This window comes from Pseudomonas sp. SZ57 (assembly GCF_009495975.1).
Lineage (GTDB): Bacteria > Pseudomonadota > Gammaproteobacteria > Pseudomonadales > Pseudomonadaceae > Aquipseudomonas > Aquipseudomonas syringae.
In genome coordinates, this window is the sequence record NZ_WIBD01000004.1 from 88,654 (window position 1) to 108,294 (window position 19,641).

The following is a 19,641-nucleotide window of genomic DNA, read 5'->3' on the forward strand; positions in this document are numbered from 1 at the left end:
TGCAAACTCTTTCGCGAGCAAGTTGGCTCCCACGGCCTTCGGCCAGAATCAAGAGCAGACCTGTGTATCGTCAGGTGTCAACGGCCAGCGCGGGACTCGCGGATGTAGAAGCGGGCTTTCTCGGACTTCTCGGTGCAGCCTTCAAACGCCTCGAACTGCTGCTGGGTCTTGGCACCCGTCAACAGCGACAAGGCCTTGGAGTAACTGACCGTTCCGGCGAAACCTTCAGCCTTGGCCAGATCCAGCTCATGCCAGGCAGCGTCGAGCTGAGTGGCGCAGCTGTCGCGATATCCGGTCTTGCCAGCACAACCTGCAAGAACCAAAACAAGCAATGGCAGACAGATAAGGGCTTTCATTCGGGTGTTACCTCAAGAGTGAACAGGAAGTGTGCGGCTTTGACGGTGCGCGGCAGTAAAAGTGCCGCAGCACGGGGCTATGCTCGCTTTTTTCATCTAGTGATCAGCCAGCAGACGATACCCTATTCCAGGCTCAGTGAGGATGAACCGCGGAGCGGTTGGATCATCTGCCAGCTTCTGCCGCAAATGCCCCACCACGATACGCAGATAGTGACTGTCTTCGGTGTGCGTAGGCCCCCAGATATCCTTGAGCAATTGCTGCTGGGTAATGACCCGCCCGGGATGCCGCGCCAACTGTGCCAGCACCGCGTATTCCTTGCGGGTCAGCGCCACTTCCTGACCGTCGAGCAGCACACGCCGATAGGCGAGGTCGACGGTGAGCGGCCCGAACTCAAGCGCAGAATCGGGCTTTTCACTGCCCGACGCCTGCCTGAGCAGCGCCCTGATTCGAGCCAGAAACTCTTGAATGCCAAACGGTTTGGTCACGTAGTCGTTGGCGCCGGCGTCCAGCGCCTGAACTTTCTGTGCCTCGCTGGCGCGCACCGAAAGCACCAGCACCGGCACGGCCGACCACTCGCGAAACTCGCTCAGCACCTGCTGACCGTCCATGTCCGGCAACCCAAGGTCGAGCACCAGCAAATCCGGTTTGTTCAACGCCGCCTGAGTCAGCCCCTCCGCGCCTGTGGCGGCTTCCAGCACCTTGTAGCCCTGCGACACCAGACTGATGCGCAGGAACTTGCGAATCTGCGGCTCGTCGTCGATGACCAGAATGGTAGTCGCCTGGCTCAAGCGGACTCCTCCAGTTCCACATCCGGCTGCGCCTGCAGCGGCAGAAACAGAGTGATGCGTGTACCCAGCCCGTCGATGCCCTCGTCTACCGTGAGCCGCCCACCGTGCGCGCCGATCATACCCTGACAGATCGCCAGCCCCAGCCCCGTGCCCTGCCCGCCGCGATCGCCGCGGGCGGCGGTGTAGAACATGTCGAAAATCTTCGCTCGTTCGTCCTCGGGAATACCGGGGCCTTCGTCACTGACCGAGAAAAACAGTTCACTGTCGACCACACCGGCCGCTACTTGCAAGCGCCCATCGACGGGCGAAAAGCGCGCAGCGTTCTCAAGGACATTGACCAGCGCCTGCTCGATCAGCGCCGCGTGCACGTACAGCAGCGGCAGCTCGCCAGTCACCTGGGTGCTGACCTGCAATGGCGTCAGTACGGCACGCAGCCGATTGAGCGCGCTGCCGACGATATCGGCGGGCGACACCCAGTCGCGGGCCAGCTTCAGCGCACCGTGCCCCAGACGCGTCATGTCCAGCAGGTTCTGGATATAGCGGTCCAGGCGCTCGGCTTCATCGCGGGTGCCTTCCAGCAGCTCGCGGCGATCCTCCAGTGGAATGGCTTCACCCAGGGCCAGCAGGCTGTCGATGCTGCCGCGCATCGAGGTCAGCGGGGTACGCAGGTCGTGGGATACCGAAGCCAGCAAGGCGCTGCGCAATTGCTCGGTTTCGCCGTGTAGACGCGCGGCTTCAAGCTCCTGGGCCAATTGCGCACGCGCCAGCGCCTGCGCCAGTGGCTGGGTGAGCGCCGCCAGCAGACGTCGATGCTGCGCAGTGAACGACTGGCCTTCCCGCGCGCATACCCCAAGTAAAGCCAGCGGCCCTTCTTCTGCGGTGATCGGCCACCACCACCAGCGTCCGGACGGCAAGGTGCCAGTGCCACTGCCCGCGGGTTGATCGTGCTTCCAGGCCCAGTCGGCAGCGGCACGCTCGGCTTCCGAGAAGGTCAGCGGCCCGCCGGTTTCGACCACCCAGCCGCCCTCTCCGTCGCGGTCGACCAGACACAGGTGCAGTTCCTTCCAGCCGGAGAAATGCTGTTCTGCTGCGCTGAACACCGCTTTACCGTCAGTGGCGGCAGTCATCTTGCGCGACAGGTCGAGCAGCTCACTGGTCTGCTCCTGGGTATCGCGCAACGCCTGCAACTGCCTGCGCTGTCGTGCTGCGAGCTTGCCGGTCAGGGCCGACATCAGCAGGAAGAACAACAGCGTCAGCACGTCTTCTTCGCGCTGGATGTTCAGGGAAAAGCTCGGCGGAATGAACAGAAAGTCATACGCCAGGAACGATAACCCGGCACAGGCCAGCGCCGGGCCCATGCTGCTGCGCACGGCGACCAGCAATACCGCAGCAAGAAAGATCAGAGAAATGTTCGGCAGTGCCAGCACGCCTGCAACGCCCCAGGCCACCAGACTGGCGATCAACGTGGCGACGAAAGCCAGGCCGTAATCGAACCACACCACTTCGCGAGCCGGGCGCGCACGCGGCGGCTGATCGGGCAGTTCCTCGCTGTCGTCGAGTACCGAGATTTCCAGACCGTGCCCTTCTCGCAACAAGCGCGCCGCAACGCCGCCGCCGAAGACTTTACGCCGCCAGTGCCGACGCGACTGGCCGACCAGCACCACGCTGGCACGCCGTTCGATGGCATGCTGCACCAGCGTTCGGGCAACCTCCCCGGCGCGCAGCGAAACCGCTTCGCCGCCGAGCCGCTCGGCCAGTTGTTGAGCGCTTTGCAGACGCGCGCGGGACTGCTCGTCGAGGGTTTGGCCGTCGTCCACATGCACGGCGCTCCAAGGCAGATGACGACGCTGGGCAACCCGACTGGCGTGACGCACCAGACGCTCGGCATGGATATCACCGTCGATGCCCACCAGCATCCGCCCGCGAACCGCCGGGGCCGACTGGCCCAACTGCCGGTAGCCCTGCGCCAGATCGTTATCGACCTGCGCCGCCGCCGTCTGCATGGCCATTTCGCGCAGCGCGGTGAGGTTGGTCTGGGTGAAAAAGGCGTCGATGGCCGCGCGTGCCTGTTCCGGCACGTAGACCTTGCCGTCGCGCAGGCGCTCCAGCAGTTCACGGGGCGGCAGGTCGATCAGCACCAGATCAAAGGCTTCCTGCAACACCCAGTCCGGCAGCGTTTCACGCACCTGCACGCCGGTGATGCCGCGCACCTGGTCATTCAGGCTTTCCAGATGCTGGACGTTGACGGTGGTATACACATCAATGCCGGCGGCGAGCAGTTCCTGAATATCCTGCCAGCGCTTCGCGTGTCGACTGCCGGGCGCATTGGTGTGCGCCAGTTCGTCGACCAGTACCAGGCTCGGCGCAGCCTTGAGCAGCGCGTCGAGGTCCATTTCTTCGAGGGTCATGCCGCGATAATCAGTGCGCAGCAAGGGCTGTTGCGGCAGGCCGTTGAGCAGCGCCTCGGTTTCTGCGCGGCCGTGGGTTTCGACCACGCCCGCCAGCACCTTCACCCCTTGGCGCAGCTGCGCGTGAGCCGCCTGGAGCATGGCGTAGGTCTTGCCGACGCCTGGCGCAGCCCCGAGAAAAACCTTCAGCCGCCCGCGCCCCTCGCGGGGCAGCTGGGCCAGCAGTGCGTCAGCTCGACCGGAATCACTCACGTTGGTTACCACCCTCTTTCTGATCAGCTACAGCTTAGTGAATCTGCGGCGTACATGGCGCACTTTGTTACAGCTGTGCGTTGCGCGGTGCAGACGGTAACTGATTCAGGCTCATATTCAAGGCCAATACGTTGACCACCGGTGGGCCGATCAGCGGACGCTGGGTATTGGCGTCGATCAGCGCCTGCACTTTGTCCAGCGGCAATTGCCGGGCCGCGGCAACACGCCCGGCCTGCCAGGCCACCGCTTCAGGCGAGAGGTGCGGGTCAAGTCCGCTGCCGGAGGTGGTCAGCAAGGCCATTGGTATCGGTTCCTGTGAGGCGTTGGCCAGTTTCACGGCGTCCTCTTTCACGCGTGTCGCCAGCGCCGGGTTGCTCGGCGCGAAGTTACTCGCGCCGCTGGCCACGGTCGCGAATGAGCCAGCCGAGGGGCGCGACTGGAACCACTCATCGCCGGTGAACGACTGGGCGATCAGCGCCGAGCCACGCACCTTGCCCGATGCGTCATACACCAGGCTGCCATTGGCCTGCTGCGGAAACGCCACTTGCACAACCCCGGTGACCACCAGTGGATAGGCCACGCCGGTGATCAGGCTCATCAACACGATCAGGCTCAAGGCCGGACGCAATACATTGGACATCTGCACATCCTCAATCAGGTGAGGCTGCACGCCGACCGGCGTGCAGCACAGGCTTCAAACAAGGCCGAGTGCGACGAGCAGCATGTCGATCAGCTTGATGCCGATAAACGGCACAACGATGCCGCCCAGGCCGTAGATCAGCAGGTTGCGACGCAGCAGGTGAGCCGCGCTGGCCGCCTGCACACGCACGCCACGCAGGGCCAGCGGGATCAGTACGACGATGATCAGCGCGTTGAAGACGATGGCCGAGACAATCGCGCTCTGCGGGCTGGCCAGCTTCATGACGTTGAGCACGCCCAGTTGCGGGTAGATCGAGGCAAACAGCGCAGGCAGCACGGCGAAGTACTTGGCCACGTCGTTGGCAATCGAAAAGGTGGTCAGCGCACCGCGGGTAACCAGCAACTCCTTGCCGATCTGCACCACATCCAGCAACTTGGTCGGGTCGCTGTCGAGGTCGACCATGTTCGCCGCTTCGCGTGCGGCCTGGGTGCCGTCGTTCATCGCCATACCTACGTCGGCCTGGGCCAGTGCAGGTGCATCGTTGGCGCCGTCGCCACACATCGCCACCAGACGCCCTTCGCCCTGCTCCTGGCGAATTCGCTCCAGTTTCTTCTCCGGCGTGGCTTCAGCCAGCACGTCGTCGACACCGGCCTCGGCGGCAATCGCTGCGGCAGTCAGCGGGTTGTCGCCGGTGACCATCACGGTCCGGATACCCAGTTTGCGCAGCTCTTCGAAACGTTCGCGAATGCCTGGCTTGACCACGTCCTTGAGATGGATCGCGCCCAACAACCGACCGTTGGCGCAGACCAGCAGCGGTGTGCCGCCGGTCTTGGCGATCTTGTCGACTTCACGGGCCAGTGCAGGCGGCAGCTCGCTGCGCTGCATGTTGATGAAAGCCAGCAGCGAATCCACCGCGCCCTTGCGGTACACGTGGCCCTGGTAATCAACGCCGGACAGACGTGTGTCAGCGCTGAACGGCACGGCCGTCACCGAGCTCAGGGTCGGCTCGTTCATCGGGTGCAGGTTGCGCAGAAACTCGACGATGGATTTGCCTTCTGCCGTGTCGTCGGCCAGCGAAGCCAGCAAAGCACCCTCGCCCAGCTCCTTCGGGGTCACGCCCGGTGCAGCGTAGACAGCGGCGCAGCGACGGTTGCCGAAGGTGATGGTACCGGTCTTGTCCAGCAGCAGCACATGCACATCGCCCGCGGCCTCCACGGCGCGACCCGACTTGGCAATCACATTGAGGCGCACCAGGCGGTCCATACCGGCAATGCCGATGGCCGACAGCAGGCCGCCAATGGTGGTGGGGATCAGCGTGACCAGCAACGCCACCAGAAACACCAGCGGCAGGCTGCCACCGGCAAAGTGGGCGAACGGCTGCAAGGTGATGACCACCAGCAGGAAGATCAGGGTCAGGCCGATCAGCAGAATATCCAGCGCGACTTCGTTGGGGGTCTTCTGTCGTTTGGCGCCTTCGACCAGCGCGATCATGCGGTCCAGTGTCGACTCACCGGGGTTGGCGCTGATGCGTATCAGCAGCCAGTCGGAGACCAGCCGGGTGTTGCCGGTCACGGCCGAGCGATCGCCACCGGATTCGCGAATCACTGGCGCGGATTCGCCGGTAATCGCGGCCTCGTTGACCGCAGCGATGCCTTCGATGACTTCGCCATCACCGGGAATCATTTCGCCGATCTCGACGCGCACCACATCACCCTTGCGCAACTCGCTGGCATTGATGATTCGCAGGCTGCCGTTGTCGTCCCTGACACGTGCCTTGAGCCCTTCGCTGCCCGCCTTGAGACTGTCGGCGCGGGCCTTGCCACGGCCTTCGGCCAGCGCTTCGGCGAAGTTGGCGAACAGCACGGTAAACCACAGCCACAGGGCGATCTGCACGCAGACCGAAGTCGGCACCTGCGGGTTGGGGATCACGCAGAGCACGGTGGTCAGGATGGCGGTCAGTTCCACCACCAGCATGACCGGCGAACGCTTGAGCTGACGCGGGTCGAGCTTGACGAAGGCCTGCACCAGCGCCGGACGCCACAGGGCGGCGATGCCGGTTTTTGCCGATTCGGTGGCCTGCGATTCAGTAGATTTCGCAGCAGCATTTTTTGCAGGATTAATAGGTAAGTTCATGATCGGTTCCTCAGAAACCCAGGCTCAGGTGTTCGGCAATCGGCCCCAGTGCCAGGGTCGGCAGGAAGGTCAAACCACCCACCAGCAGAATCGTGACGGTCAGCAGGGTGACGAACAGCAGGCCATGGGTCGGGAAGCTGTTCTGGCCCTGCGGCGCGGCCTTCTTCATGGCCAGGCTACCGGCCAGGGCCAGCACCGGCAGGATGTAACCGAAGCGGCCGATGAAAATCGCCAGGCTGAGCATCAGGTTGTGGAACACCGTGTTGGCACTGAAACCGCCGAACGCCGAGCCGTTGTTGGCCGTGGCCGAGGTGTAGGCGTACAGCAACTGACTGAAGCCATGCGGGCCAGGGTTGCTGACGGCACCCGCCGGGCCGGGCAGGCTCGCGGCAATCGCGCCCAGCACCAGCACGCCGACCGGCATCACCAGCAGGGTGGCGACCAGCAGCCGGACTTCCTGCGCTTGCAGCTTCTTGCCCAGGTATTCCGGGGTGCGGCCGATCATCAGGCCCGCAAGGAACACGGCGATCAGCACGTTGAGCAGCATGCCGTTGAGGCCGACACCGACGCCGCCGAAGATCACTTCGCCGACCATCATGTTGACCAGCGCGACCATGCCGGTCAGCGGGTTGAGGCTGTCATGCATGCCGTTGACCGAGCCGTTGGAAGCCGCAGTGGTAGCGACTGACCACAGCACCGTGCCGGTGGTGCCGAAGCGGGTTTCCTTGCCTTCCAGCGGTGCGGTCTGCTCGACACCGGCGATGTTCAGTGCCGGGTTGGGCTGGTACTCGGCCCACAGCGAGACCGCGCCGCCGATCAACAGCAGCGCCAGCATGCAGCCGAGAATCGCGCGGCTCTGGCGCATGTCCTTGACGTAGTGGCCGAAGGTGAACACCAGCGCAGCCGGGATCAGCAGGATCGAGACCAGCTCGAACAGGTTGCTCCAGGCGGTGGGGTTCTCGAACGGATGCGCCGAGTTGACGCCGAAGAAACCGCCGCCATTGGTGCCCAGTTGCTTGATGGATATCTGACTGGCCGCAGGGCCCATCGGCAGGCTCTGGTCAGCGCCTTGCAGGGTCAGTGCGTCGATGTAGTGGCCAAAGTTCTGTGGCACGCCCTGCCAGACCAGAAACACCGCCAGCACGATACTGATCGGCAACAGGCCGTAGAGCGTGGCGCGGGTCATGTCGGCCCAGAAGTTACCCAGGCTCTGCGATGAACGACGACTGATGCCGCGACACAGCGCGACCAGCACTGCCAGGCCGGTCGCGGCGCTGACGAAGTTCTGCACGGTCAGGCCGACCATCTGGCTCAGGTAGCTGAGCGACGCTTCGCCGCTGTAGGCCTGCCAGTTGGTGTTGGCGACAAAACTCATGGTGGTGTTGAAGGCCAGCGACCACTCCATGCCCGGCAATTGCTGCGGGTTGAGCGGCAGCATGCCTTGCAGCATGAGGATGGCGAACAACACGGCGAAGCCCGCCAGGTTGAACGCCAGCAAGGCCCAGGCGTATTGCTTCCAGGACTGTTCGGTTTTCGGGTCGACGCCGGAAATCCGGTAGCAGGCGCGCTCGACCGGACCCATCACCGGGCTCAGCCAAGTGCGCTCGCCTTCCATGACCCGGTAATAGAAACGTCCCAGCCACGGCGCGGGGGCCAGCAGCAGGACCAGAAAGGCCAGGATCAACAGATAATCGTAACTGTGCATGATCACTCCTGACTCTGGTCGGCGCGCAACAGCGCCACCAGCAGATAGATGAACAGCCCGACTCCCATCAACAGAGAGATACCATCCATAACGCTCATTGAAATTTCCCCCATCAGGCAACACCGGTACGGCGAAGGCCGCGTGGGGTGATTGTCCGCAGGCAGGGTGTAAAGGCGCGAGATCGACAGGCTGGCCGGGGCGTAAAGAAGCTGTAAAAAAGCGCTACAGCCTTGACGGCGCAAGGCCTTCACGGTCCTGCGGCGCTGTCATTTATGTCAGGTTCGCGTTAGGGGTTGCAGGGGTATCGTGGTGCGGCGATCTTCAGGGAAAGGACTTCACCATGCTTCGCGACAATGGAAAACCACCCGGCACCACGCCGCCTTCCCAAGTCACACCCGCCATCGTCCAGTTGACTGTCAAGGAACGACAAGTCCTGGAATGGGTGGCGCTCGGCAAATCCGCCTGGGAGATATCCCGGATACAAGGCTGCTCGGAAGCGACCGTGCACTTTCATACCAGCAATATCCGCCGCAAGTTCGGGGTGACGTCATTGAAGGCGGCATTGGTGATGGCGATCAGGCAGGGGGTTATTTTGGTGGAGTGATATACAAACGTACTTCAAGCGTCTGGTTTAAACCGGGCAACGGCAGGTAGGTCGTTGACCGGTTATGCTAAAGCCCCAGGTTACTAATCAGGATTATAACCCAACCGATGTTTTGCATCTCCTTCGGGGAGTCTTATATCACTGGGCTTCGCCAGCCAATTACCCAGCGCTATCCTTTGTTGTTCAGCAGTGACAGCCTGAGTAGCATCAAATTCTTCCCCCTGACGCTTTAAATTCGCTCGCGCCTCTTTAGTGATAGCACGTTTACCTATTTTTCTGTTTGCATACAAAAAATCCGCCGTTGCTTCCTTATATAATTGTTCGTACTCGCCATATGAGTTCTTCGCTTGTCTGTAATCATTTTTAATCCTGCTCCGCACTGCTTTACCCGTAGTCCTTTGTACCTCCTTAGCCTCGTCAAGTATTCTCTTCTGTTGTTGAAGTTGACGCTTTGCTGCGTCCCTATCCAGCCCCTTTGCTATAGCTCTCTTTTCAAGCCTTTTCGCGGTATTGGGGGTTATTTTTCTCAGGCGAACAGCCCCCTCTTTGGTGTTTTGAAGCAAAGCCACCGGGACAGATTTTATTACCTTCGGATCCGTACTAAGACGCGCGAAAACACGCCTTATTATCGTCCCCACGATACTATGCCCCGTCGGATCCACGCTGTTCACCGGATCCCCCTCGACATACGCATACCCATTCACCCCGCCCTCGCCAAACGGACTCCAGCTATCAGGACTGTTGAAGCGCATCAACACCGGGCTGTAGGCACGATAGCCATTGCCCAGCATTTGCCAGCCGGTATCCGCCTCGGCCAGTTCACCGTTGAACCCCAGTCTGCCGTGCGGTGGATCTTCGCCGCTAGCGTGGCCGTATGCCGTATACCACCTCCGGTTGATCCCGTCGGCATCGACTTCACCGAGCACGCTGTCACTGTCGTTGGTGGCAAGCAGCACCGTCCGATCAATCTGCTGTTCGGCCAGCAGGTAGTCGTCGCCACGCATGAAGGTGCTCTGCACATGACTGCCGAGTTGATTGGCCAGCTCCCCGTCACGATAGAAGCGCAGATCCCTGTCCTCTCCGCGGGTCTCCCCTGTCAGTTGGTCCTGGGGGTCATACTGATAGTGAATGCCGGCTGAGGGCGTGCCTACTTCGATCAGGCGGCCGAGGGGATCGTATTTAAGCGTGCGCCCGGCTTCGTCGATGTCCAGATTGCCGTCCGGGTCATAGTGGAGTTTGATTTCAGGCGGGTAGTATTCGCCGTTACTGTTCGTTACCCGGCTCAACTGTACGGGGTCGTCTTTTTCGTAAAAATACCGGGCAGTGTTGGTACCGCCATCGAAGCGGGTCGTAACGACCGTCAGGTTATTCGCGCCATCGAAAGTGAAGTTCTGCGCGAGGAGGGTCCTGCCATAGGGGTCCACCGGCCGCTGAGTTCCCGTGCATTGGTATTGCATCAGGCGACCGGACGCATCGTAGCGGTAGGTTTCATCACGGAGTATTTCCGCGCCCTCGCTCAGGGTGCGCTGGACCATGTTATCCACATCGTCATAGACCTGAACCATCTGTTGCTCGACACCATCGAGGTCGAACACACGTCTGACTTCTCGCCCCAGGTCATCATATTCAAGGCTGATTGCGACAGTTCTTTCGCGGCTGATGTCGGTTTTGTCGGTGGTGGTGATTTTTGCGAGGCGACCAAAGACAGCGTCATAGTCGAACGTCGAATAGACCTCACCCAGCCAGGTTTGCTCTAGACGACCGACGTTGTCATAGCGATTGACCTGCTCCTGTCCCAGTACGTCGGTGTAAGACAGCAGCAGACCCTGTCGGCTGTAGCTGTAGAACATATCGTAGGGTTTGTTTTCAGAGGTGCGCGTCTCACTTTTCAGCGAGCCGGTACTGTAATACGCGCGATCCAGTATCTCGCCCTGCTCCGAGGAATGAATCAGACGAGCATTCTGCTTATCGTAACTGTAATCGGCAGTCACACCCGGCGCCAGCGTGTTCCCGGAGTCGGCGGTTCCAGGTTTGGGCACTGCCTCGGACTGCACCCTGCGCCACGGCTCGTCGCTTACCTGGGGTTTGTATTCGTAATCGATTTTCCGCCCGCTGGGCAGGGTTACCGTTCTGGGTTGCAGCAGACCGATGTCGTAAACGAGTTCACGTTTACGCCCCCCTGTGACAGACGTGACCAGGCGATCCAGCCCGTCGAACGCCTGCTCTCCCAGCACAATGCTTTTGCCGTTGTGCTCGATGCCGATACTGACCGGCAAGTCTTCGCTGCTGTGGCTTGCATAACTGCGACGCACGATGGCCCGGCTTGGCAATGTGGAATGGGTCACCCGATCGAAGACGTCGTAAACATAGATCGTGCGCCGCCCGCCGTTTGCCACCCCGATAACTTCTTCGACACGGCGGCCAAGGCCGTCGTAATGGTACTGGCTCAGGCTGACCGAGTTGCCCGCCTGATCCTGTCGCTCGCTGCGCGTCGGCTGTTCGAACAGGTTCATCCAGGTCTCGGTGAACTCGCTCTTGCCGACGCCATCGGCGCCCTCGATCCAGCTACGCTGAATCGGCCCCTGCGATTGCGACGTACCAATGGGGTCGGTCTCTTCGACCGTCTTGACGTTATCCGGCCCGGTAACGGAACGCTGTTCGCCCCAATCGTCGTATTCGAAGACGCTCTCCAGAGCCAGGTACTTCTCATCCAGCCAGTCGAACTCGGTCTCACGGGTCATCTGCCCCCATGCGTCGTAAACGGCAGCGTAGGTCTGTCGAGGTATTTTGATGCGCGCAGGATTATCTGCGTCATCCCGCTCTTCGTAGATAACTCGATTGAGGCCATCGAAGTGACTGGTGGTTTTTACATTCTTGACGTCGATGAGCGTCTGCATGGCCTGATCAGTGGCCTTGGCACACAGGTGATACTCATAACTTCTGGTCGCGTTATAGATCGCATCATCTGGCGCCACCGTTTCGCTCAAGACACGCCGCAGATTGTCGTAGACGTAACGGATTTCGACGTTGTTGTCGTCGCGATTGAGCAAGGGTTCACCGTTGAGCAGGGAGTCCTCCAGCGTAATCACCTTCGTCGCGTCGTCGAAGCCGGTCACGGTCTGTACAGTTCGCAGCACAGTCCCGGCGTAACGATTGCTCTCACGGGGGCGATCAGCAGCGTTCTCAGCGGCGTCCTCGGGGCGGGGCTCAGAGAAGCGTTTGGGCATGGTGTAGGCATAGCCTGTGCTGGTCACCTTCCCGCCCATGATCACTTCCTGCAGTTTGAGCCGACCGTGCAGGAGTGCGTTGTTCGGCTCATTGAAGTATTCATAGGTGGTGACGCGCTGCTCCTGCTCACCGTCAGGGGCCTGCATCAGTAACGTCTCGCCTTGCGGTGCAAGCCATTCCTGTAGCTGACCGCCATCCACCGCAGGCAACGCCAGGTAGCGATAGCGGGTGATCAGGACCGGGGCCTCGCCGTAGCCGGACGCCGTCGGAATGACCTGGCTGCTTTTCATCCAGCGCACGAAGCCTTCAGGGTCTGGCGGGCATCCGTCCTCGCCGGCCGCCGGATACCACTCACTGACTTCGACCACACCGTTGGCCTGAGTCTGAGTGAGCAGATTACCGTGCGGGTCATAGGTGCTGCTGACGATCTCACTGCGCGGCACACTGCCGTCTGACGAGAGCCGCCAGGTGGTCTGGACCTCTTTGGGCAACTGACAATAGGGAGGCTGAGTGAAAAAGGGCTCGCCCGGATCGATGTAGTAGCGAGTGTCCACCTGCATGACGCTAAGGTTCTTGCGCGTGGTTTCCCGGATGAGCAGGTGAAACTGGTTGAAGGTCCGCTCGATACTGCGCTCGGCATCAGGCTGGCCCGGGACCTGGACACGCAATGTCTCGGTCGACGAATACTCGTACGGCTCCGCCCCGAGGTATCGGTACAGATTGTCCAGACCGTTGTCTTCCCAGACGATATCCAGCCCCGCGCCCAGAAAGTTGCGCTGGCGCCCGGCGCTGTCCTGGTAGGTGTAATGGACGTCCATTTGCGCCTGACCGACTCCGGGCGTCGTGCGATGGCGCGTGACTCTGGGCAGCGGGTCACGCCCGGCCTTGGCGGGAAACTGATGGCCGCTGTCAGTGTAAAAGATCTCCTCCCGACCGCCGACGGGTGTTTCCACCGACGTCATGCATAAATGGTCACGGTTCAGACTGTATACAAAACGCCAGGAGGCCGCGTTGTCGGTCGGCAGTTCGATACGGCTTACATGGTGATCCGACCCGCCCAGCACCATCACGAATGTCGCATCCGGGCCTTCGCCAGTGGTCATACGCAGCGTCACCCGCGTGGCTTCGCGGCTGATGCCGAGCAGGATCTGCCCCGAGTCATCCGTGACTTCGCTCAGCATCTGATGCCCGCCGAACGAGGTGTAATCCAGCGTGACACTGTGACCTTCCGGAGCGAATACGCGTACCGGCAGTGCGATCCTGTTGGCCCCGCTGCCGCGCAGTTCGAGCAGCTCCACCAGACCGGACTTGTGCATCACCCGGTAGTGGGTTTCGTCCTCCTTGTACAAGTGAAAGCTGTCGATTTTCTTTTCCGGCATCAGCATCTGGCCGTTGCTGGTGCCATTGACCTTGAATGTCTCGCCGCTGCTCAGCGACACGATCTGGTTACTCGGATCGTACTGCGACAACTGCAGGTTCCAGCCCATCCCGAAGCCGCTGTCCAGGCGGTTGAGAGGGTTATAGTTGAGTGCCAGTGGCATGCCCGGGCCACGCAATCCGTTGGTCTTGACGTCGGGCAAAGTGATCGCCACCGTGTATTGCCCGGTACGGGGGTCAACGCCGCTCTGTACATAACTCAGAAAGTTGAACGCGTTGGAGTGTACGGAAGTCGATGCTGTCATGATTCATGAACCTCGAACTTTATAGAGTGGTATAACCGTCACCCTATGCGGGTGACGATTAACACGTTGGCCTGACAGGTCCGGTTGTGCTGAGGGCTAATCCGATACATCGACACGCACGCAGGACAACTTGCCTTTTATGTTTTCACCCCCGCTATACGCCTTGGTCAAAACAACGCCGCGAGTGATAATGCTGTCGACCGGTTTGCCTCTGAGCTGGTCGATGGAGATCCAGACTGTTGTAACGGGATCGATATAGGTTTCGAGTCCAAATACCCAGCCTCCCGGATCATCGCAATCTCTGGACTCCAGGCGTATCTTCATGGCCGAACGCACGTTATCCAGCTTGATAAAACTCATCTGATCGTTTGTGCATTCATGATCACCCTTGTTGAGACGAACCACGTCGTCCTTGGCGACAAACCTGCAGTTCTTGCCGCCGCCATCGGAAGTTTCTGCGAGCATGATCATTCGAACCGGCTCTGCCGGGGGCTTGGGTACGGGCCTTTGGGACGGGACTAACGTACAGCCTGCCAACCCCGCAAGAGCCAGGTACGCAAGGGTTTTATTCAACGCATTCATGGTGATGACTCCCTGTCAACTTGTTGCGTCAATGCCTCATTGGGGCCGGGTTTCCGAATACAAGGTATGCATGAGGCGGTTGCGCCTGCCGGAGCCGCTGGGCAGAAAACTGATTCGCCGTTTATGGGCATTGCCCTGCTTATCGATCAACAGGACTACCAGTGCACTCGGGGCTGCCAGTGTCCCCATCAACTTGTCGCGGGCGGGATCTCCTTCCGGGATATAGGTAAGGCCCCGGAGGCGATGCAGGCTGATAATCAGTTTGCCGGTCTCGAATACGGACATATCGACGTTAATGTCCAACGTGTGAACGTCGCCCATCACATCCTGGAGCGCTTCGTCAAAGTGCACCTTGCTCACATCGCCTTTGACCGCCGGGTCGTCGAAGATAAACCCCGTCCAACTGAACATTACTTCTGCTGCCTGCCTGCTTTCCCAGAGAATGATCGAGGTATTGATCACGTCACTGTCGGGTCTGTAGGGCAGAAACTTCAGCGTCTCGAACTTTACCTCTTGCTGGGTATCTGGGTTAGTGACATTCAGCTTCCAGTAATCGGTGGTATTGAAGTGCAAATCGAAAGGATCATCTGGAGAGCCTTCTGGAGGCGGATCAACCGAAGGATCTGTGCCATTGTTATCCAGACGTTTCGGAACGAAGGTGTAATTGCGGGTATCGAACGTGGGCACGCGTCGCGGGTTGATTTCGACCTTGCTGTTCACGTCTTCGTACCTCACTGAGGTCCACCACTTGCCGTTGTCATCCTGAAAGGTCGCGTAGAAAACACTGATCAAACCCGGTTCCGCCCGACTGTGCAGGTAGAAGTCCTGCGGGAATGGCCGTATGGCATCCAGGCCCGGCTCCGCAGCGAAAACGCCGGCGCCGGACAACTCGAAGCGGTTATGTTGATTACGCACGCGCCACGCCTGGTCATCACCTTCGGGCATGCCCTCGAGAAGCGGGAGCACTGACTCGAGGTTCTGCGCGGTGTTATCGTCTACCAGGCGCATCGAGGCCCTCTCTGCGGGGCTCAGTTCGGACTCGACACCGTCGACCGGCATCACCTGAGTCTTGACCTGCAGCCTGAGCTGCTGATAACCGTTGGGGTACAGAGTCCCGGTCCGGTGGTCACCCGGCGTCGTGCCGGGGACCGTGATGGTAAACATCGACATTTCTTCCCAACGCACTTCGTCGATCACTTCGGACAACTCGATGACGCTGTAGCCGCACGCCAGAACCACCCCGTTGTTCACCACTTCACAGCTCACCACGCTACTGGCGACGAGCGCCTGGTCGGGCGGCATGAAAAGCCCCTGCCGATCGACAGTGCCTGCCCCGCCCACCACCTTCCAGCGTCGCTCAAGCCCGGGCAGCAGTGCGTGGTCATCCTGCAACTGCACCGCGACCTTTGGCCGTGCTCTGGGCACAAAAGCCGGCTCGATGCGCAGCATTTGCTGCCCGTTGGCGACAAGCACGGTAGCGATGCCAAGGTCATTGCCCTGCGCTTCTATCTGTTGCACGGCCAGCGCTCTTTTTCCGGACCTGGCATCCGGACTGAAGAGCGCGCCCTTGCCGGCCTCACTCAACCTGCCAAGCTCCGCGCCCAGCAGCGCCCAACTCACCGGGCTGCCGTCGAGCGTCGAAGCCGCCAGCGAGACCGTTTGCAGCGCAGCACCCCCTGGTACTACCGTTACACGTGGCGCCAACTCCATGCTCCGCGATACCACACTGACCAGCGCCGAGACCTTGACGACAGCGCCTGACTCTTGATATGCGGCGGTGATCACCACGCACAGCGCGTCATGGCCGATCGCCTCAAGACTCGCCGCCGTGTAAACGCCGCCGGCAGAGATGCTGCCGCTTCCGGCAGCCACGTGGCTTTTAATGCTTAACGCAGTCCAACTGGTGGCCGGTATTTCTTCGCCTTGCGCGTTACGCAGGACAAAGCGCTGGGTCTGCCCGGCCGTTATGGTCGAGAACAGTGGTGTAAGGCTGGCCTGTGTTGCACGAAGGCTGCCAAACATCAGCAGGTCATGCCGGCGGTATTGCTCAAGCGGTTCAAATACGCATCCACCGGTGAACTTCAGGCTGTCCAGCACCTGCAAGCGTTCACGCTCGATCATCGTCAGGGTCTTTTGCGAGAGCATCAACACCGTGCCGTATGCTGGCTGATTGTCTGCCCCGCGATCATCAGGGATCGGATAAACGAAATCGTCTGTTGGCGGAAACAAGCCTTCGCCTTCGCCATCCTGTGCGTGCATGAACAGCATAAGCGCGCCATCCCCCGCACTTTCCATGTGCGCATCGCTTGAACGCGGCGCGGCGCGGGCAAGAAGGCGCAAGCTGCCTGGCGTCTGAACGTGGTAGCGATTGAGCTGTGCCTGCAGCACTGAGAAAACCCGGCGATGAAGCGCAATCTGCTTGAACTCCTGAGCGAAGAAATCCGCCAGTTGCTGATTGATCGCCTCATCGACGCCCCCCAGATTACAGGCAACGCCGGCTCCGCCAGCCAGATCGAGCAGCACATGCCCCTCCTCGCCCACGAAGAGGTCGACCGTCATCGCCAGCCTGAAGCCCATGGGTTCGCTGATGATGAAGCTGCCGGACACGGTAGTGGCGCTGCCCTGCGGCTGATGCAAGCCGCTGTAGCGGCCAGACACGATGTTCATCGTGACCAGCACACTGCTGTAGCCCGGCGAGTCAGTCAGAAACGACAGGACCGGCACACCCAGCCCGACCTGCTTGAGACGAACAGTGTCGCCTTGTCGCTCATCCATCACGATGTCGCCGGTGAACAACGGCAAGAAGGCCAGTTCCTGATAGCGCTCAATGTATTGCTGTTCTATATGCCGGTTGAGATCGCTGCGACTGACCGCCGCGACGGCTCCCCAGCCCTGGGTCAAGGAACCTGCACCCGCTTGCTGCACAATACCGCTCAGTGAACGAGGCATTGCATGACCCACCGAGCCCCAGGCAGGCTGTCCGGTCAGTGCCTGCAATACGTCGGAAGAGCCACTCAAGGGCAGCGGAAGAATCAGGTGCCCGGCCAGCATGCCAATGGCTTCGTCGAAGAGTTCTGCGAACACGACAACGAAGCGTTCGGGTGCCTGGGGATCGCTGAAGTAAATACCCGAGGCGTCTATGGAGCCTGGGCCGCTCAGACTCCATGTGACCGGGAGGTCGCGCCCATTGATGGTGACTTTCAGCTCGGCAAGCTCATTACTGACGCCGACAAGCGTGATGGACAGCATCGGTGCGTGGCGCAGAACCAGAACCTGAATTGACTGGGTGTGCTGATCGTCGCTGACCGTTATTGTGTCAAGGACATAGGTGTTCCCTGCCCCACCTGGACCGGCGACATAAAACTGCTCATGCGGCGCATCGACGCCATCCTCGAGCGTCCCGCTTTGTCCGGGCACCGGATCGACCAGGGTCCATTTCAGGGGAGTTGCGCGCGAGCTGCGTGCTGAAAGCGCTACCCGCTCACCGTAATTACACACCTGAATCAACGGGCTGACGCTGACGCTGCTGGTGAGCACCGTCAACAATGCCGTAGTGCCATGCCCCGACCCCGGGTCCATGGCCTTGATCAGTACGCGTTGAAGACCCTGCCTCACGGGCAGCCCTGCAGGCGCCGTATACACGCCTTGCGCATCAATTTTCCCCAGACCGTCAACACTGCCCCCCGATGGGTTGGCCAGAGACCAGACGATGCCCTTGCGCGCAGGCTGGGTGGTAAATTGCAGCGTTTCTCCCGTGCCGATCAGTGCCTGTTGCTCGACGATAATGAACGTGGACGCACCGGGATCGATACGACCGAACACTGCCAGGTCATAAGGCAGACGCTTGAGTACAGGTTGCAGCACTTGCTCGTCGGGCAATAACCAGCCGCCCAGAAAACGCTCGGCGCCGGTTGCATCCAGGGTTTTGCTCAACCCTTGCAGCAACGCGTGTTTGACGGTGTAGGCGACAAAACCGTTGACCTGCTCCAGCTCCCCGGCACTCAGGTTGTCCAGGGTTCCCGGAACGGCGCTGACTTCATGATCGAACAGATAAGGCGCATAAAGTTGCCCTTCCATTGCCTGATCATCTGACTCACTTTCAATCAGATGAAACTCATGCTTGAGGCTGATGTTGAACGTAGCGTTGTGCGATTGCCATTGATCGCTGTCCAGCGCCCTGTAGCGAAAGCCCAGCGTGCAGGGGAATTCCCAGGTCTGCGTGGTCTGGGCGTACTCGAAATCAATGGTCAGGGGATGCTGGGCATTGAAGGCCTGGACACTGAAGGGGTCGGATTCGAAGACGAATTCCGCGCTCCGATAGCCTCCAGCCGGAACTGCAAACGTGCCGGCCTGAGCAATCATCCGCTGCAACGGTTTATCGTCCGAAACGATGAAGCTGAAGTCAGGCGTCTGCAGCATTTGCATCACCGCATGGCCAAAGGCTGCACGGTGCAAGGCGTGGGAGGAAAACACGGCGGTCGCCGAATACGAAAGCTGAGCATCGTTGGGAATCAGGTAACGGAAGTCGGACTCGTCACTCGGAATCCCGCCCGTGACGCCGTACTGCATGGTCGTGAACAGCAGCAAGGCGCCTTTTTTATGGACCGATGCAGCATCGGGGCTTTCAAGCTGTGAGCGCACATCAATTCTGCGTACGTTGAGCAACTCGTTGCTCTGCTCGTTGAAAATGCCCAGCCTGAACAGCTGCTCCTGATTTCCCGGGTTGCTCAACCAGGCCTGAAAAAACTCGCCGATCGTGCTTCGTTCTATAATCGCGCCGGGAAAATCCAGCGAAAGGTTTTGAGCCAGACCAAGATTCACTACCAGATCCGGGCCTTGACTAGTCAGCTGCAGATCGAAATCCAGGCCCGGCGCGTTCAGCGGATCGTAGGCAGTGATCCTGTAAACATTGTGCTGCCCATTCGTGTTTTCTACCACGGTATGCACACCGGCGATAACCGGAATGCGCCAGGCCAGCAGGGAATGCTCCAGGCCACTGTGCCTGAACGACAAGGCTGGTGCCCCGAGCACACAGCCCGAGAAAAAGTGAGAGTCGTCCGTATTGGGAATCGTGATACTTCCGTCCGGTACCGGACGCGACAGCCCCTGAGCCGCCCCCTGCTGATAAACGTGATCGAGCAGCTCGTTGACCTTGTCGCCATCCAGAGCAATGATCGCGTCCCAGCCTCTGAGACGCGTGGTATTTTTCATCCATGCCAGCAGACTTTCCGCTGAATAACCAGCCATGACATCACCTCCTGT

General features: G+C 60.3%; 11 protein-coding genes. 1 reads left to right on the forward strand and 10 read right to left on the reverse strand.

What is annotated here, in order from left to right; all coding sequences use genetic code 11:
* Positions 1-77: 77 nt before the first annotated feature.
* From GE543_RS07660 to kdpF, 7 genes are all read right to left on the reverse strand, one after another.
* Positions 78-356 (reverse strand): lipoprotein, encoded by a 279-nt coding sequence (locus tag GE543_RS07660; RefSeq protein WP_003316607.1) that lies wholly within the window; start codon positions 354-356, stop codon positions 78-80.
* Between the two features lie 96 nt (positions 357-452).
* Positions 453-1,145 carry a response regulator gene (locus GE543_RS07665; protein WP_003394668.1) on the reverse strand — a complete coding sequence of 231 codons (693 nt, stop codon included), beginning with the start codon at positions 1,143-1,145 and terminating at the stop codon, positions 453-455.
* Entirely contained in the window at positions 1,142-3,805 is a 2,664-nt protein-coding gene (locus GE543_RS07670; RefSeq protein WP_371927114.1) for a DUF4118 domain-containing protein, read from the reverse strand. Before GE543_RS07670 ends, GE543_RS07665 begins: the two co-directional genes overlap by 4 nt.
* A gap of 67 nt (positions 3,806-3,872) precedes the next feature.
* Complete coding sequence (gene kdpC / locus GE543_RS07675; RefSeq protein ID WP_153221129.1) at positions 3,873-4,445, reverse strand: potassium-transporting ATPase subunit KdpC; 573 nt, start codon at positions 4,443-4,445, stop codon at positions 3,873-3,875.
* Between the two features lie 54 nt (positions 4,446-4,499).
* Positions 4,500-6,578: a potassium-transporting ATPase subunit KdpB gene (gene kdpB / locus GE543_RS07680; RefSeq protein WP_153221130.1), complete on the reverse strand. Its 2,079-nt coding sequence runs from the start codon at positions 6,576-6,578 to the stop codon at positions 4,500-4,502.
* Between the two features lie 10 nt (positions 6,579-6,588).
* Positions 6,589-8,283: a potassium-transporting ATPase subunit KdpA gene (kdpA, locus tag GE543_RS07685; RefSeq protein ID WP_153221131.1), complete on the reverse strand. Its 1,695-nt coding sequence runs from the start codon at positions 8,281-8,283 to the stop codon at positions 6,589-6,591.
* Between the two features lie 2 nt (positions 8,284-8,285).
* Positions 8,286-8,381, reverse strand: coding sequence for a K(+)-transporting ATPase subunit F (kdpF, locus tag GE543_RS07690; RefSeq protein ID WP_003406089.1), 96 nt, complete (start codon positions 8,379-8,381; stop codon positions 8,286-8,288).
* Between the two features lie 242 nt (positions 8,382-8,623).
* Between kdpF and GE543_RS07695 the strand changes: the two genes are divergently transcribed.
* A complete protein-coding gene (locus GE543_RS07695; RefSeq protein ID WP_011267398.1) occupies positions 8,624-8,887 on the forward strand; it encodes a helix-turn-helix domain-containing protein in 264 nt (87 codons plus the stop codon).
* A gap of 83 nt (positions 8,888-8,970) precedes the next feature.
* Here the strand turns inward: GE543_RS07695 and GE543_RS07700 are convergent, their stop codons facing one another.
* The 3 genes from GE543_RS07700 to GE543_RS07710 all read right to left on the reverse strand — a co-directional run bounded on the left by GE543_RS07700 (position 8,971) and on the right by GE543_RS07710 (position 19,626).
* Complete coding sequence (locus GE543_RS07700) at positions 8,971-13,797, reverse strand: RHS repeat domain-containing protein (RefSeq protein ID WP_153221132.1); 4,827 nt, start codon at positions 13,795-13,797, stop codon at positions 8,971-8,973.
* A 96-nt stretch (positions 13,798-13,893) separates the two neighbouring features.
* Entirely contained in the window at positions 13,894-14,379 is a 486-nt protein-coding gene (locus GE543_RS07705) for a hypothetical protein (protein WP_153221133.1), read from the reverse strand.
* Between the two features lie 36 nt (positions 14,380-14,415).
* Complete coding sequence (locus GE543_RS07710; RefSeq protein ID WP_153221134.1) at positions 14,416-19,626, reverse strand: imidazole glycerol phosphate synthase; 5,211 nt, start codon at positions 19,624-19,626, stop codon at positions 14,416-14,418.
* Between the last annotated feature and the right edge of the window lie 15 nt (positions 19,627-19,641).